Below are 15,558 nucleotides of genomic sequence, written 5' to 3'. Positions count from 1 at the left end.
CCCCGTGACACCCGCACGAGCTCGGTGGGGCCATCGGATCACAGGTTGCCGCGGCGGGCCTGCTCGCGCTCGATCGCCTCGAACAGGGCCTTGAAGTTGCCCTTGCCGAAGCCCATCGAGCCGTGGCGCTCGATGATCTCGAAGAACACGGTCGGACGGTCCTGGACCGGCTTGGTGAAGATCTGCAGCAGGTAGCCGTCCTCGTCGCGGTCGGCGAGGATCTTCAGTTCGCGCAGGGTGTCGATCGGGACGCGGGTCTCGCCCACCCACTCCCCGAGCGTGTCGTAGTAGGAGTCGGGCGTGTTGAGGAACTCGACGCCGGCCGCCCGCATCGTGCGGACCGTCTGGACGATGTCGCCCGTGTTGAGGGCGATGTGCTGCACGCCCGCCCCGCCGTAGAACTCCAGGTATTCGTCGATCTGGGACTTCTTCTTGGCGATGGCCGGCTCGTTGATCGGGAACTTGACCTTGAGCGTGCCGTCGGCGACGACCTTGGACATCAGCGCGCTGTACTCGGTGGCGATGTCGTCGCCCACGAACTCCTTCATGTTCGTGAAGCCCATGACCTTGTTGTAGAAGCCGACCCACTCGTCCATCCGGCCGAGCTCGACGTTGCCGACGCAGTGGTCGATCGCCTGGAAGGTGCGCTGGGCGGGCGGCTCGACGATCGGCTTGGCCGCGACGTAGCCGGGCAGGTAGGGGCCGTCGTAGCCGGAGCGCTCGACGAGGGTGTGGCGGGTCTCGCCGTAGGTGGCGATGGCGGCCAGGACGACCGTGCCGTGTTCGTCCTTCTGCTCGTACGGCTCGGCGACCGAGCGGGCGCCGTGCTCCAGGGCGTAGGCGTAGGCGGCGCGCGCGTCCGGGACCTCGATGGCGAGGTCGACGACGCCGTCGCCGTGCTCGGCCACGTGCTTCGCGAGGAAGTGGCCCCACTCGGTGGAGGGCTTGACGACCGAGGTGAGGACGAAGCGGGCGGAGCCGTTCTCCAGCACGTAGCTCGCGGTCTCGCGGCTGCCGTTCTCCGGTCCGGAGTAGGCGACCAGCTTCATGCCGAAGGCGGTGGAGTAGTAGTGCGCCGCCTGCTTGGCGTTGCCCACGGCGAAGACGACCGCGTCCATTCCCTTGACCGGGAAGGGGTCGGCCTGCCGGGCGGTGTCGGGAGTGTGGTGTGTGGTCTGCGTCATAGCCGCAGGGTCTCCCCGACCGGCAAGGTGCGCAATAGTTGGCGATTCTGCTGGGCAATCTGCTCAGCAATACGGCCGTACAGGCCGCCCTTCTGTACAGGATGACCATGCCGGGAGGCTGCTGTGGCGATCGATCATCTGGACGGCCGGATCATCCTGCTGCTCGCCCGGGAGCCGCGGATCGGGGTGCTGGAGATGTCCCGGCGGCTGGGTGTGGCCCGCGGCACCGTGCAGGCCCGGCTGGACCGGCTTCAGTCGAACGGAGTCATCCGGGGGTTCGGTCCGCAGGTGGATCCCGCCGCGCTCGGCTACCCGGTCACGGCGTTCGCGACGCTGCAGATCCGGCAGGGGCAAGGGCCCGACGTACGAGCCCACTTGACGACCGTGCCGGAGGTGCTGGAGCTGCACACCACCACCGGCACCGGGGACATGCTGTGCCGGCTCGTGGCCCGCTCGAACGCCGATCTCCAGCGTGTGATCGACCGGGTCGTCGGTTTTGATGGCATCGTCCGGGCCTCCACGGCGATCGTCATGGAGAACCCCGTTCCGCTGCGGATCATCCCGCTCGTGGAGCAGGCCGCGGAGGAGACCTGAGTCGTGGGGTGAGCGCCTGTGAACTTCTGGGAGTACCTGGTCAGCCGGCACCAGCAGCTGCTCACGGACGCCTACCAGCACGCGAGCGTCGTCTTTCAGTGCATGGTCGTGGCGACCGTGCTCGGCGTGCTGATCGGTGTCGCCGGCTATCGCAGCGAGTGGGCCGGGAACCTCGCGACCGCGACCACCGCCACCATCCTGACCGTGCCGGCGCTCGCGCTGATCGGCCTGCTCATTCCCGTCGTGGGCCTCGGCGTGCCGCCCACGGTGGTCGCGCTGACGCTGTACGGGCTGCTGCCGGTCGTGCGCAACGCGATCGTCGGGCTGCGCCGCGTCGACCCGACACTGGTGGACGCCGCCGCGGGCATCGGCATGTCCCGGCCGGCCCGGCTGCTGCGCGTCGAGCTGCCGCTGGCCTGGCCGCCGATCCTGACCGGGATCCGGGTCTCCACCCAGATGCTGATGGGCATCGCGGCCATCGCGGCGTACGCCTCGGGGCCCGGTCTCGGCAACGTCATCTTCCGCGGCCTCGCCTCGCTGGGCAGCGCCGACGCGCTCAACCAGGTCCTCGCGGGGACGCTCGGCATCGTCGTCCTGGCGTTGCTGTTCGACGCCGCGTACGTCCTGATGGGACGGCTGACCATCCCCAGGGGGATCCGTGCCTGAGACCGGCGGCCACGGTGCCTCCATCGAGCTGGAGGGCCTGACCAAGCGCTACCCCGGCAGTGCGCAGCCGGCGGTGGACGACGTGAGCATGGAGATCGAGGCGGGCGAGGTCGTCGTCTTCGTCGGCCCGTCGGGCTGCGGGAAGTCGACCACGCTCAAGATGATCAACCGCCTGATCGAGCCGACCTGCGGCCGCATCCGCATCGGCGGCGAGGACGTCACCGACATGGACCCGGTCAAGCTGCGCCGCAAGGTGGGCTACGCCATCCAGTCCGCCGGGCTCTTCCCGCACATGACGGTCTCCCAGAACATCGGGATCGTCCCGAAGATGATCGGCTGGCCGAAGGCACGGATCGAGGAGCGGACGGAGGAGCTGCTCGACCTCGTGGGCCTGGACCCCGGGGAGTTCCACGGCCGCTACCCGCGTCAGCTGTCCGGCGGGCAGCAGCAGCGTGTGGGCGTGGCCCGGGCCCTGGCCGCCGATCCCCCGGTGCTGCTGATGGACGAGCCGTTCGGGGCGGTGGACCCCATCACCCGGGACCACCTCCAGGACGAGCTGATCCGGCTGCAGCACGAACTGCACAAGACGATCGTCTTCGTCACCCACGACTTCGACGAGGCGATCAAGATCGGCGACCGGATCGCCGTCCTGCGCGAGCGGTCGCACATCGCGCAGTTCGACACCCCCGAGGCGATCCTGACCAACCCGGCGGACGACTTCGTGTCCGGGTTCGTGGGCGCCGGTGCGGCACTGAAGCGGCTGAACCTGACCCGGGTACGGGACGTGGAGATCACCGACTATCCGACGGTCACGGTCGACGACCCGTTGCAGCAGATCTTCAACCGGCTGCGCACCAGCGGCAGCAACGAGGTCCTGCTGCTCGACCGGCGCGGACGGCCCTACAAGTGGCTACGGCGCGGCGATCTGATGCGGGCCCGGGGCTCGCTGGCCCGCGCCGGGACACCGGTGCACGACACCGTCACCCGGGACGCGACCCTGCGGGACGCCCTGGAGGCCGTGCTCACCGACAACGTGGGCCGAGTGCCGGTGACCGGGCGGCGCGGCGAGTACACGGGCGTCGTCGACATGGAGACCCTCATGAACTCCGTGCACGAGATGCTGGTGGCCGACCGGTTGCGGCTCGACGCGATGGAGGACCAGCACGAGCTGGAGTCGCTGCGGGCCTCGCAGGCGCACGCGGAGCAGGAGGGGGCATCCGGCCCGGCGGCCTTGAGCGGCCCGGGAGGAGAACGGTGAGCGCCACGGAGGTCGAGGAAACCTCCGTGCCTCTCGAGGAGGCCGCGGCGCCCCCACCGGAGCGCCGGCCCACCCGCCTCACCTGGCGGAAGCTGACGTTCCTGCCGGTTGCCCTGATCGCCGTGCTGCTCGCCACCTGGCTGTGGTTCCAGCAGGCCGACCTGGACGCGCTCACCCGCGACGCCTTGTCGGGCGGCCAGGTGAGCAAGGCGCTGTGGCAGCACATCCAACTGACCGTGCTCTCTACGTTCTTCGTGCTCGGCATCGCGATCCCGCTGGGCATCCTGCTGACCCGCGGGGCGGTGAGCAGGGCCACCCCGGTGGTGATGGCCTTCGCCAACACGGGTCAGGCGACCCCGGCGATCGGCCTGCTGGCCCTCTTGGTCGTCTGGCTGGGCATCGGCCGCAGGGCCGCCCTGACCGGCATCATCGTCTACGCCGTCCTGCCCGTGCTCTCCCACACGATCACCGGCCTGAAGGCGAACGACCCGACCCTGCTGGAGGCGGCCCGGGGCATCGGCATGTCCCCGTGGGGGGTGCTGGCGCGAGTCGAACTCCCCCTGGCGGTCCCGCTGATCCTCGCGGGCGTGCGCACGGCCCTCGTCCTGAACGTCGGTACGGCGACCCTGGCGGTCTTCGGCGGGGGCGGCGGCCTCGGTGTGCTGATCACGACCGGCATCACCAACCAGCGGATGCCGGTGCTGGTGCTGGGATCGGTCCTCACGGTGGTGCTGGCACTGCTGGTGGACTGGCTGGCGTCGATCGCCGAACTGCTGCTGCGGCCGCGAGGGCTGCGGCCGTGAAGCGGCGTACGTCCGCGCCACGAAGTTGTTCGGCCGCGCCGTCACCGGGTTCAGGACCTCGCTGAACGCGAAGGCGGATGCGGACGGCGAGGATCCACATCAGGTGGCGTGGGAGTGGCTGGTGGGGAAGACGTTTGCCAGAGAGGGCTAGCCCCCAGAGTTGCAAAGAAACCCTTGCAAGGGTTTCTTTGCAACGTTATCTTTGCATGCATGCCCGACGAACCGGCTCCGCGACTGCTCGACGCCCGCTCCCTGCGCGGCCTGGCCCACCCCCTGCGGATGCAGCTGCTGACCGCACTACGGCGGGGCGGACCCGCCACTGCCTCCCAACTGGCGGAGAGGCTGGGCGAGTCGAGCGGTGCCACGAGCTACCACCTACGGCAACTCGCCGCGCACGGCTTCGTCACCGACGACCCGGAGCGTGGCAAGGGGCGGGAGCGCTGGTGGAAGGCGGTGGACCGGGGCGTCCAACTCGACGAGACGCTCATCCAGGATCCGGATCCCACCGTACGCGGAGCCGTCGCCCTGTTCCGCTACGAGCTCGCGAACGTGCACACGCGGGAGGTCGCGACCTATCTCGGCAACACGAGCGAATGGGGCGCGCAGTGGGACGGCGCGACCGATCTGAGCGACTTCACACTGCGGCTCACTCCCGAACTCGCACGTGAGCTGATCGGCAGGATGCACGAGCTCGTCCAGAGCTACAGCCCGCTGCCCGAGGGCACCCCGGACGCCGAGTCGGTACGCGTCCACACGCACGTCTTCCCCGTCCGCACCGACTGAAGGGATTCGCCATGCACCCGGACATCCACCTCGCCCTGCACCACGCCCGCTCCGCGGAACTCCGAGCCGAGACCGGACCCCACCCGACGCCCCGTCCCGACCTCCGCGCACGCCTCGGCTGGACCCTGATAGAAGTCGGGTTACGGCTCGCCACCCGGCCGGGGACAGCGGCCACCGCCCACTAACAACTCGGCACGGACCCCTTGCCCGTCTCCAGGGCCACCAGGGAACTCACCGTGCCCTTGAGGGTGGTCACCGGAATCAGCCGCAAGCCCTTCGGCAGCTCGGCGCGGGCGTCCCCGCACTCCGCCTTCGGCACCAGGAACACCGTCGCACCGTCCCGCTTCGCGGCCTGCGTCTTGAGGGCGACGCCCCCCACCGCACCGACCCGGCCGGTCGCGTCGATCGTGCCCGTACCGGCGATGACCCGGCCACCCGTGAGATCGCCACCCGTGCCGTCGCCGTCGAGCTTGTCGATGATCCCGAGGGAGAAGAGCAGCCCCGCACTGGGCCCGCCCACATCCGCGAGCTTCAGGCTGACCTCGACGTCCTCGCCGTCGAGACCGAGGTAGCCCAGCGCGGCCCGCGTCGCCGCGTCCTGGGACTCCCTCATCTGCTTCTCGTTGTGCCGCTCGATCTCCTTGACGCTGTTCCCGCTCGGGTAGACGGAGTCGCGCGGCATGACCGCCTGGTCGGTGCGGAACCAGCTGTCGATGATGTCGGGGAGCGAGACGCGGGTGCCCGGGGAGGTCGCCTCGATGGTGGTCATCCGCAGCTGGCCCCGGGTGTCCCGGACCGGTGCCCCGGAGATGGTGATCACCTCCGTGCCCTTGTTCTCGCCCAGCACGTTCGCCGTCAGCCCCGGCTGCGCCACCGAGAACGGCAGCGGCGCGAACACCGCCGTGGCGAACAGGGCCACGACGGGCAGGGCGCAGACGGCGATGGCCTGGGGGCGTGTGAGGCGAGAGAACACGGGATCAATCTAACGCGGGCGTGCGGTACGCCCGGGATCAGGGCGTCGGCGGCCCTCCCCCGCGACCCGGCGTCCGTCAGCGCAGCGCCTCCGCGACCTCCCGGGCCGCGTCGACGACCCGCGGTCCCACCCGCTCCGGCACCGCCTCCGCCAGCATCACCACGCCCACGCTGCCCTCGACGCCCGTCACGCCCAGCAGCGGCGCCGCCGCCCCGCACGCGCCCGCCTCCAGCTCCCCGTGGGTCAGGGTGTAGCCGGGACCGGCCATCGGGTGCTGCCGGGCCCCGAGGATCGCCTTGCCGGCGGCTCCCCGGTCCAGCGGGTGCCGGAACCCGGCCCGGTAGGCGACGTGATAGTCCGTCCAGGTCGGCTCCACGACGGCCACCGCGAGCGCGTCCGCGCCGTCGACCAGGGTCAGATGCGCCGTCGCGCCGATGTCCTCGGCGAGTGATCGCAGCGCCGGCATCGCGGCCTCCCGCACCAGCGGATGGACCTGCCGCCCCAGCCGCAGCACCCCGAGCCCGACCCGGGCACGTCCTCCGAGGTCACGGCGTATGAGGGCGTGCTGTTCCAGCGTCGCGAGCAACCGGTACACGACGGTCCGGTTCACTCCGAGCCGAAGGGAGAGCTCGGTCACGGTGAGCCCGTGATCCGTGTCGGCGAGCAGCTTGAGGACACGCAGTCCCCGGTCGAGCGTCTGGGAGGTCTCCGCGGTCACGACGCCCACTCCTTAGTGGTGAGGTCGGCGGCCCCTCGGTCGGCGGATACGTCACCGAGTCCCGTCGGTCACGCGCTTCAGAGGCCGCCGATCGGCCGGCGGCCCGGCCTGTCCGGACCGCGTCGCTTCACGGCTGCGCTCCGCGGCGGCGCTGCCACGGGGCGTATGCGTAGCCGGACAGTAGCGAAGCAGGTTCGCTCAGCGGAAGCCTCCGTCCAGAATCCGGGCACGACGCGGGACCGACTGGCCCTGTTTGCCCGGATAGGTGCAACACCGGGCTCTCACGCCCCACGGAGCACGCACGCACTACACCCACACATGCGGAACGGGCCGGGCATGGCCCGGCCCGCCGACGGCAACGCCCGGCGTCACTTCATTCGCGTGGCCCACTCCTGCACCTTGGCGATCCGCTGCTTCAACTGCCCCGCCGTCGCCTCGGCCGCCGGGGGCCCTCCGCACACGCGCCGCAGCTCCGTGTGGATCACGCCGTGCGGCTTGCCGCTCTGGTGGACGTACGCGCCGACCATCGTGTTGAGCTGCCGCCGCAGCTCCATCATCTCCTTGTGGGAGACCACCGGCCGCCGCTCGGCCGGCACTTCGAGCAGGTCGGCTTCCTCGTCCGGTTTCTTGCGGCTGTGCGCGATCTGCCGGGCCTGCCGCTTCTGCAGCAGCAACTGCACCTGGTCGGGTTCCAGCAGCCCCGGGATGCCGAGGTAGTCCTGCTCCTCTTCACTGCCCGGGTGCGCCTGCATGCCGAACTCGGCGCCGTTGTACATGACCCGGTCGAAGACGGCGTCGGACTCCAGCGCCTCGAAAGGCAGCATGTCCTGCTCGCCGGTGTCCTCGTCCTGCTCCCGGTTCGCCTCGTCCATCTCCTTCTCGGACTCGGCGTAGGGGTCCTCCTCGCCCTCCTTCTTGGGCTTGTCGAGGACGTGGTCGCGCTCGCGCTCCATCTCGTTGGCGAAGGAGAGCAGGTCGGGCACGGTCGGCAGGAACACCGAGGCGGTCTCGCCGCGCCGCCGGGACCGCACGAAACGCCCGACGGCCTGCGCGAAGAAGAGCGGCGTGGAGATGGTGGTGGCGTACACGCCCACCGCCAGGCGCGGTACGTCGACGCCCTCGGACACCATCCGCACCGCGACCATCCACCGGTCGTTGTTCGCGCTGAACTCGTCGATTCGCTCGGAGGCGCCGGAGTCGTCGGAGAGCACGAGAGTGGCCTTGCTGCCGGTGATGTCCCGGATGAGCTTGGCGTAGGCGCGCGCCGAGTCCTGATCGGAGGCGATGACGAGGGCACCGGCGTCCGGGATGGCCTTCCTGACCTCGGTCAGCCGCTGGTCGGCCGCCCGCAGCACGGAGGGCATCCACTCACCGCGCGGGTCCAGGGCGGTCCGCCAGGCCTGGCTGATGGCGTCCTTGGTCATGGGCTCGCCGAGCCGGGCGGCGATCTCGTCACCGGCCTTGGTGCGCCAGCGCATGTTGCCGCTGTAGGAGAGGAAGATGACCGGCCGGACGACGTTGTCGGCGAGCGCGTTGCCGTAGCCGTAGGTGTAGTCGGCCGCCGACCGCCGGATGCCGTCGTTGCCCTCCTCGTACGTGACGAAGGGGATGGGGTTGGTGTCGGACCGGAAGGGTGTACCGGTCAGCGCGAGCCGGCGGGTGGCGGGCTCGAACGCCTCCAGGCAGGCCTCGCCCCAGGACTTGCTGTCACCGGCGTGGTGGATCTCGTCGAGGATGACGAGGGTCTTGCGCTGCTCGACGCGGTTGCGGTGCAGCATGGGCCGTACTCCGACACCGGCGTACGTCACGGCGATCCCGTGGTACTCCCGGCCGAGCGGCCCGGCGCTGTACTCCGGGTCGAGCTTGATCCCTATACGGGCGGCGGCCTCGGCCCACTGCTTCTTCAGGTGCTCGGTCGGGGCCACCACGGTCACCTGCTGCACGACGTGGTGGTGGAGCAGCCAGGAGGCCAGCGTCAGCGCGAAGGTCGTCTTGCCGGCGCCGGGGGTGGCGACCGCCAGGAAGTCCCGCGGCTGCTCCTGGATGTACTTCTCCATCGCGCCCTGCTGCCAGGCGCGGAGCTTGCTGGCGGTACCCCAAGGGGCGCGGCCGGGGAACGCCGGGGACAGGTGGTGCGAGGCAGTGCTGGTGCCGGCGGTGGTAGTCACGGTCTCCGTTGGGGGTCGGGCGGCTCGTTCGAGGGAGCCTGACGGCTCGGCTACGTATGACAACCGGGCCACCCTACCGGCGCCCCGAGCCCACCCGTGCCCGGACCGGGCCGGGTCACCGGCGGGTGGGACCGACGTCACAACCCCCGCAAGCGCCCCGCGATCCACCCGACCTCCGCCTCGGCCCCGGAGGCCACGTCGACGACCAGCGCATAGGCCGCGTCCTGGTCCAGCCCGGCCGGGTCGACGCCGTTGAGGGCGAGGAAGGTGGCGGTGGCCGGCCAGGCGGTGCGCTTGTTCCCGTCGACGAGGGGAGGGTTGGCGGCGAGCGCGTGCAGCAGGGCGGCCGCCTGCTCGTACAGGTCGTCGTAGGCGGCCGTACCGAACATCCGGGCGCGGGCGGTGCGCGGCGGAGGCGAGCAGTCCGGGAGTACGCGCCTGGGGCGGCCGCCCCCGAAGGCCACCTCGGCGATGGCGGTGACCTCGTCGACGGTCAGGTAACGGGTCATTCGCCGAGCCTCCGCAGCAGCTCGGCGTGGTGCCGCGCGAGCCCCTCGGCGACGGCACGCACGCGTGCGCCCTCCTCGCGCCGGTGTCCGCGTACGGCGTCCCGCACCACCTCTACGGGCGTGCGGCCCTGCGCGTGCGCGAGGTCGTCGAGGGCCGAGCGCAGGACGGGGCCGTGGGCAGCACGAGGTGGGACATGCCCAGAGGTACGGCGGGCGATCACGGGGTGACGACCGCTTTACCGATCCCCTGGGGCCCGCGTCCGCCGTCCACCTCTGCCGTCTGCCGTCTGCCGTCTGCCGTCTGCCGTCTGCCGTCTGCCGTCCATCGTCGTCTGCCGTCTGCCGTCCGTCGTCCGTCGTCCGCCCCGGATCTATGGTCGTCGTTCCCGCAGTCGTGTCGACACCCAGGCCCCGGCCAGCGCCACCACCGCCATCGGCAGGAACACCGCGGTGAAGGCGGCCGGGTGGGAGCCGGAGGTGTGGGTGGCCGTGTGGGTCACCGTGCCGCCGCCCAGCGCGGCGAAGGCGGCGCCTCCGGCGGACAGCAGGACGACGTTGGAAAGGCCGTCGGAGATCTGGAGGGCGGCGGAGTTGGTGCCGGCCTCCTCCGGGGCGGACAGTTTGAGCAGCAGCACGCTCGTGGAGGAGATCACGAGCCCCATCCCGAAACAGCCGAAGGCCCAGGCGACGGCCACGGTCCAGACGGGCACGGAGTCGACCAGCACACTCGGGGCCGTGGCGATGGCCGCGGCCACCAGCAGCATCCCGACCGTGGCCAGCCGCTCCCGGTAGGGCTCCACCCGCGGCCGTGACTGCACCCACGAGCCCAGCGCCCACGTCCCACCGCCCGCGGCGAGCGAGAAACCGGCCAGGGTCGGACTGAGCCCGCGCTGCGTGACCAGCATCAGCGGCACGAACGACTCGGCGGCGATGAACGACCCGGCCGCGACGCCGCGCAACAGCACGACGGACGGCAGCCCGCGGGCGGCCCGGTACGTGCCGCGCGGCAGCAGCCCGAGCACGGCCGGCACGAGCAGGGCCACACCCACGGCACCGGGCAGGAGCGAGAGCGGACGCAAGTCCTGGGCGGCGTACTGGAGCAGCCCGGCCCCCAGGGAGACGGCCAGGGCAAGCCGAATGCGCCGGCGGTCGACGGGGGCGGGCGCTGCGCCCACCGGGACGGACGGGAGATCCGCCGGGGCGGCTGCGAAGTCTGCCGGGGCGGACGGGAGATCTTCGGGCGCGGCCGGGTCCGCCGTCACGGCCGGGTCCGCCGTCCTGGCCTCGTCCACCGTCCTGGTCTGGTCCACCGTCACGGCCGGGTCCACCGTCCTGGCCTGATCCGCCGTCCTGGTCTGGTCCACCGTCACGGCCGGATCCGCCGTCCTGGCCTGGTCCACCGTCACGGCCGGATCCGCCGTCCTGGCCTGGTCCACCGTCACGGCCGGATCCGCCGTCCTGGCCTGGTCCACCGTCACGGCCGGGTCCACCGTCCTGGCCTGATCCGCCGCCAGAACCGGGTCCAACGGGACAGGCCGGTCGGCCAGGGCCGTCCGTTCAGCCGGGACGGGCAGGTCCGACGGCACGGGCGGATCCGCCTGGGCCGGCAGACCCGCCTGGTCCGGCCGGTCCGTCTGGGCCGATCGGTCCCGTTGGGTCGGTCGGTCCGTCTGATCCTGCAGATCCGTCCTGGCCGACAGATCCATCCTGGCCGAGGGGTCCGTCTTGGCGGGCAGGTCCGTCTTGGGGGAACTCTCCGACTGGGCGGGCCTGTTGGCGGTCCCTCCCGCCGGTCCCGACGCCCGACGCCGGATCTGCGGCAGCGCGAGTGCGAGTGGGAAGACGACGAGCACGGGGATCCCCACGAACACCCACCGCCACCCCAACTGCTCGGTCACCGTGCCGGCCGCGAGAGGACCGACGATCGACGGCAGCACCCAGCTCGCGGCGAAGGCGGCCATGATGGCGGGCCGCAGCCGTTCCGGATACGCCCGCCCGACGACGACGTACAGCGCGACGATCACCAGCCCGCCGCCGAACCCCTGCACGGCCCGCCCCAGAATGAACACCCACATCGTCCCGGCGGTCCCCGACAGCAGCAGCCCGGCCCCGAAGGAGGCGATGCCGGTCGTCAACGGCCCGAGGGGGCCGCTCCGGTCCGACCACTGCCCGGAGAGCACCATCCCGAACAGGCTCGTCGTGAAGTACCCGGAGAACGCGAAGGCGTACAGGGACACCCCGTCCAGTTCCCGGGCCGCGACAGGCATCGCCGTGCCGACGGCGGTCGCCTCGAAGGCGATGAGCAGCACGACGGAGACGATCCCGACACTCAACGCCCGGTAGGCCGCCCCCAGTACGCCCTCTTCCCGCTCGGCCACGAAAGGCGGACCAGCGGCTTCCTGGACATCGGCATCATGTGGCTTCGGGACGGTCATGCCCGCCAGCGTAAGGTGCACGCCTGTCTGTGACCCCTGTCCCGAGACGGTCTCCGCCTGAGACCTTGGTCGTACACCCCTCTTCTCGGCCACCCCTTTCATGAACCGCGTGTGGCAGTCACATTGCAGCCCGTCCGACACCCTTGAGCCCCATGCCCGGCCGACCTACGGTCACTGCACCGAGTTCGAAAACGGCGATCGCGTGGGTCCGAAGCCCGCCACCGCAGTGGAACGCCGAACTCGATCACGGCCGTGTGCCCGAGTGGTTCAGGGGCTCGCCTGCAAAGCGAGTTACGTGGGTTCGAATCCCGCCACGGCCTCCACCTGCCGGCCAGGCAGAACGAAAGGGTGGTGCCTCCGGAGGGGCGCCGCCCTCTCGCTCTTCCGTCTCAGTTCCCGTCTCGGTTCCGTTGAGCTCGGCGGGGCAGGCATGCCTGTCGCCTCATCGGCCGCCAGGACAGATCTTGATGGTCCCTGAGTCGCACAAGCGCGACCGTCTCCGTGACGTCTTCCTCAAGTGGCCCCCGTTCCGTGAGATCGAGCGCCCGCGCCGCCGCACTCACGGCCGAATGCTGACTGTTCCTGACTGCCACCGGCGGCCACATGAGTGTCTTCGGCAGCCCCGACCGTCTCGCCGGCTTCGACGGCGTCGCCCCGGTGCCTCGCGACTCCGGCAAGGTCAGCGGCAACCTACGGCGCCCACAGCGATACAACCGCCGCCTCCAACGCGTCTTCCGCACCCCAGCGTTGTTCAGCATCCGGGCCGGCCCGTGCCCGGCAACCGGAAACGACTACGAGGCGAGGGAAGTCGCGCACAACCCCGAATGCCTCTCAGGTGTCCAGGACATGACCCGTAGCCCGCGCTCCGGTCGTCGTGCCTTCCAGGGCCGACGAGGAATTTCCGACAAGGAGAACCCCGTGCACCTCCGCCCCTCGGCTGCCGTCCTGGCCGCTGCCGTGATCGCCGTCGCCGGTCCCCCTGTCGCCGCGCCCCTGGCGCACGCGGAGGAGGGCGGGCCCGAACTGGTCGTGTCCGCCCTGCCGTCCGCGACTCCCAAGCCGGGTGAGGTGTACGACAAGTCCGTCACCCTCACCAACAAGGGCACAGCCGCCGTGGACGGGGTCGCCTTCCGGGTGCGTCTGACCCGAGGGCTGGACTTCCCCGAGAAGATGGCGGGCTGCACCTACTCGACCGTCAAGGACCAGGTACGGCAGGCGCTCTGCGAGCTCGACACGGTCATCGAACCCGGTGCCTCCATCACCACGCCCGTCCGGTTCAAGGCGCTGGACAACGCGCTGATGGAGGCCGTCGAGTACGGCACGGGCGTGAGCGGTGAGGCGCCGGGCGAGGGGTACGACGACAGCCACCGGCGACTCACCCTGACCGCGGACAACACCGCCGACCTCGTCGCGGTCGGTGAGGAGACCGAGGCCCTGCCCGGCGGGGAGCAGTCGGTCACGGCGACCCTGCGCAACGACGGCCCCGGCTGGGTGCAGAACCAGGAGAGCGACGATCTTCCGGGCCTGCTGGTGCAGATCCCGCCGGGCACCGTCGCCGTCGGGGTGCCGAAGGACTGCGCGCCGTTCGGGATCGACGGGCCCAGCGGGCCGCAGGGGACCACGGGCAAGCCCAAGTACGTGTGCTGGCCGCAGAACGGGACCCTCGACGCCGGTCAGTCCCTGGCCTACACCTTCATGCTGAAGATCAAGAAGTCCGCTCAGGATCCCGAGGGTGAGATCAAGGCGTCGTCGGTCTACGACATCGCCCCGGTGTACGACAAGAACCGCGCCAACAACACCGCCCTGATCAGCATCGACCTGCCGAGCGACTACGAGCCCGGGCCGAGCCCCTCGGACGGCGCGGACGGCGGCTCCGGCGACGGCGGGAGCGGCAACGACCCGGAGGGTCAGGCCGCCGGCGGCACGGGCGCCACGGCTTCCCCTTCGGCGTCGGCCCCGGCCGGCACCACGACCGGCGGCTCCACCGGCACCACGACCGGCAGTACGACCGGCGGCAACCTCGCCACCACCGGCTCCGACGGCACCCCGCTGCTCGCCGGTGCGGCGGCCGCCGCCACGGTGATCGGCGGGGGCCTGGTGTTCGTCGTGCGCCGCCGCACCGCCTCCGAGTCCGCCTGACGGCGGATCCGTCAGAGCACCCGGCCCGCCTCGTCATGGAAGGCATGCGTCCAGTAGTGGCGGGCCGGCCTGTCGGCGGTCACACCCGTCGGGTCGACCGTCGACAGGACCTGGAGCATCGTCATGGCCAGCTGGTCGTAGGTATCGGTCGTCAGCTCGTGGGACGACTGGGCGTCTATCGCGCGCTCGCGGTGCAGGAGCCAGAGGGTGAAGGCGAGGGTCGACACGTCCGTGTTGAGCGGGTAGAGCGTCGCCTCGGGTTCGCTCCAGTTGAGGACGGCGCCCGTCGCGCCGTCGACGACCAGACTGTTGTCCTCGACCAGGTGGCCGAGGCGGAGCAGACGGTGGGCCCCGGCGGGAAGCTCCGCCGGGGCGTCGGTGTCGGCGTGGTACTCGGCGAGCGTCGCCAAGGGGACGTCCGTGTCCAGGGAGAAGACGTGGACGTCCTCCGGGAGGCCCACCTCGCGCAGGAAGCGGCGGGTCGGCTCGTGCGTGAGGGCCGCGGGGAAGTCGACGTCCTCGAAGCGCGCCACCTTGCCGGGGCCGAACTCCTGGTCCAAGAGGCGGTGCGGGAGGTCCAGGGAGAGGCCGGACGCGCCGCCCCGGCCCGCCACCAGGGACAGGGGGCGGATCAGTGCCGCCATCTTCCAGAACGGGGCCGGTTCGCCGTCCGCGCCGTCGCGGAACACCGCCAGGAGGTGCTGGGACGCCTCCGCCACCGCCTTGGGGCCGTAGCGGCCCGCGTAGGAGGCGAACTGGCCGCGCAGGCCCGCCAGTTCGTCGGTGGCCTCCGCGAAGCGGACCAGCGTCCGCAAGGAGGGGGCCAGGGGGCGGCGGTCCATCAGGCCGGGGCGGTCGTGCAGGACGTACGCCGTCGAGATCTCGCCCGTCGCGCCGTCGAGCAGGACCGACTCCGTCTCCAGGCCGCCGGGGCCCAGCAGTCCCCCGATCACCAACTGCTCGCGCAGCTCGGCCGAAAGGCACTCGTCCGGGTCGGCCGTCGAGCCGGCGATCGTGCGCAGACCCTCGCGGCTCAGCTCCGCGAAGCTCAGCACACCACTGTCGCAGGGCAGTCCGGGGCCGGTCAGCCAGTGCCGCGTGGACGCGTGCGTCACCCACGGATCCAGCTCGGACTCGGTCAGGGTGATCACCGCGGAACCGGTGTCGGTCATACTCATGGGCTCCCCCGCATGTGCTTGCTCACCGTCCCCTGACGGAACACGGCAGACCGCCCGGCCCAGCCCGGCAGCCGTTCCCCACTGCCCAGAACAGTACGCCCCACCACTGACAACGCCCCGGACCAGCGACGCGCGCCCGGCGACCACGCC

General features: G+C 71.2%; 15 protein-coding genes, 1 tRNA gene and 1 pseudogene. 9 read left to right on the top strand and 8 right to left on the bottom strand.

The genetic code is table 11. The annotated features are described in order from the left end of the window. Positions 1 to 38 precede the first annotated feature (38 nt). Positions 39 to 1,184, bottom strand: coding sequence for a 4-hydroxyphenylpyruvate dioxygenase (gene hppD, locus ACIQHQ_RS00490; protein WP_402608635.1), 1,146 nt, complete (start codon positions 1,182 to 1,184; stop codon positions 39 to 41). 123 nt (positions 1,185 to 1,307) lie between these two features. Between hppD and ACIQHQ_RS00485 the strand changes: the two genes are divergently transcribed. From ACIQHQ_RS00485 to ACIQHQ_RS00460, 6 genes are all read left to right on the top strand, one after another. After that, a complete protein-coding gene (locus ACIQHQ_RS00485; RefSeq protein WP_402608633.1) occupies positions 1,308 to 1,778 on the top strand; it encodes an Lrp/AsnC family transcriptional regulator in 471 nt (156 codons plus the stop codon). Positions 1,779 to 1,796: 18 nt separating this feature from the next. Continuing rightward, positions 1,797 to 2,444, top strand: a complete 648-nt coding sequence (locus tag ACIQHQ_RS00480) for an ABC transporter permease (RefSeq protein WP_402608631.1) — start codon at positions 1,797 to 1,799, stop codon at positions 2,442 to 2,444. Then, positions 2,437 to 3,702: a betaine/proline/choline family ABC transporter ATP-binding protein gene (locus ACIQHQ_RS00475; protein ID WP_402608629.1), complete on the top strand. Its 1,266-nt coding sequence runs from the start codon at positions 2,437 to 2,439 to the stop codon at positions 3,700 to 3,702. Before ACIQHQ_RS00480 ends, ACIQHQ_RS00475 begins: the two co-directional genes overlap by 8 nt. Beyond that, positions 3,699 to 4,505 carry an ABC transporter permease gene (locus ACIQHQ_RS00470; protein WP_402608627.1) on the top strand — a complete coding sequence of 269 codons (807 nt, stop codon included), beginning with the start codon at positions 3,699 to 3,701 and terminating at the stop codon, positions 4,503 to 4,505. Before ACIQHQ_RS00475 ends, ACIQHQ_RS00470 begins: the two co-directional genes overlap by 4 nt. Before the next feature lie 210 nt (positions 4,506 to 4,715). Further along, positions 4,716 to 5,288 carry an ArsR/SmtB family transcription factor gene (locus ACIQHQ_RS00465; RefSeq protein WP_402608625.1) on the top strand — a complete coding sequence of 191 codons (573 nt, stop codon included), beginning with the start codon at positions 4,716 to 4,718 and terminating at the stop codon, positions 5,286 to 5,288. Positions 5,289 to 5,299: 11 nt separating this feature from the next. After that, positions 5,300 to 5,473, top strand: coding sequence for a hypothetical protein (locus ACIQHQ_RS00460; RefSeq protein ID WP_402608623.1), 174 nt, complete (start codon positions 5,300 to 5,302; stop codon positions 5,471 to 5,473). On the opposite strand, the gene ACIQHQ_RS00455 is transcribed toward ACIQHQ_RS00460, so the two are convergent. The 6 genes from ACIQHQ_RS00455 to ACIQHQ_RS00430 form a co-directional block, all read right to left on the bottom strand. Then, positions 5,470 to 6,261, bottom strand: a complete 792-nt coding sequence (locus ACIQHQ_RS00455; protein WP_402608621.1) for a S16 family serine protease — start codon at positions 6,259 to 6,261, stop codon at positions 5,470 to 5,472. The two genes, ACIQHQ_RS00460 and ACIQHQ_RS00455, sit on opposite strands and share 4 nt — an antisense overlap. 76 nt (positions 6,262 to 6,337) lie before the next feature. Next, the gene (locus ACIQHQ_RS00450) at positions 6,338 to 6,979 is read right to left on the bottom strand and encodes an IclR family transcriptional regulator (RefSeq protein ID WP_283972987.1); all 642 of its coding nucleotides are present in this window, start codon (positions 6,977 to 6,979) and stop codon (positions 6,338 to 6,340) included. A 368-nt stretch (positions 6,980 to 7,347) separates the two neighbouring features. Then, the gene (locus ACIQHQ_RS00445) at positions 7,348 to 9,147 is read right to left on the bottom strand and encodes a DEAD/DEAH box helicase (RefSeq protein ID WP_402608619.1); all 1,800 of its coding nucleotides are present in this window, start codon (positions 9,145 to 9,147) and stop codon (positions 7,348 to 7,350) included. Positions 9,148 to 9,284: 137 nt separating this feature from the next. Further along, positions 9,285 to 9,656: a Fic family protein gene (locus ACIQHQ_RS00440; protein ID WP_402608617.1), complete on the bottom strand. Its 372-nt coding sequence runs from the start codon at positions 9,654 to 9,656 to the stop codon at positions 9,285 to 9,287. Beyond that, complete coding sequence (locus ACIQHQ_RS00435) at positions 9,653 to 9,877, bottom strand: hypothetical protein (RefSeq protein ID WP_402608615.1); 225 nt, start codon at positions 9,875 to 9,877, stop codon at positions 9,653 to 9,655. The genes ACIQHQ_RS00440 and ACIQHQ_RS00435 overlap by 4 nt, the downstream gene beginning before the upstream one ends. A gap of 150 nt (positions 9,878 to 10,027) precedes the next feature. Beyond that, positions 10,028 to 12,091, bottom strand: a complete 2,064-nt coding sequence (locus ACIQHQ_RS00430; RefSeq protein WP_402608613.1) for an MFS transporter — start codon at positions 12,089 to 12,091, stop codon at positions 10,028 to 10,030. 248 nt (positions 12,092 to 12,339) lie between these two features. Between ACIQHQ_RS00430 and ACIQHQ_RS00425 the strand changes: the two genes are divergently transcribed. From ACIQHQ_RS00425 to ACIQHQ_RS00415, 3 genes and pseudogenes are all read left to right on the top strand, one after another. Further along, positions 12,340 to 12,414, top strand: a tRNA-Cys gene (locus tag ACIQHQ_RS00425). 256 nt (positions 12,415 to 12,670) lie between these two features. Then, positions 12,671 to 12,853, top strand: a pseudogene (locus ACIQHQ_RS00420) (transposase); the annotation flags it as partial. A 156-nt stretch (positions 12,854 to 13,009) separates the two neighbouring features. Further along, entirely contained in the window at positions 13,010 to 14,230 is a 1,221-nt protein-coding gene (locus tag ACIQHQ_RS00415; protein ID WP_402608611.1) for an LAETG motif-containing sortase-dependent surface protein, read from the top strand. An 11-nt stretch (positions 14,231 to 14,241) separates the two neighbouring features. On the opposite strand, the gene ACIQHQ_RS00410 is transcribed toward ACIQHQ_RS00415, so the two are convergent. Beyond that, positions 14,242 to 15,408, bottom strand: coding sequence for an SUKH-4 family immunity protein (locus tag ACIQHQ_RS00410; RefSeq protein ID WP_402608609.1), 1,167 nt, complete (start codon positions 15,406 to 15,408; stop codon positions 14,242 to 14,244). Positions 15,409 to 15,558 lie beyond the last annotated feature (150 nt).

It is taken from the genome of Streptomyces sp. NPDC092370, assembly GCF_044755265.1.
Taxonomy (GTDB): Bacteria; Actinomycetota; Actinomycetes; order Streptomycetales; family Streptomycetaceae; genus Streptomyces.
Note: the sequence above shows the minus strand (reverse complement) of the source record. Positions and strands in the feature narration are given on the sequence as shown.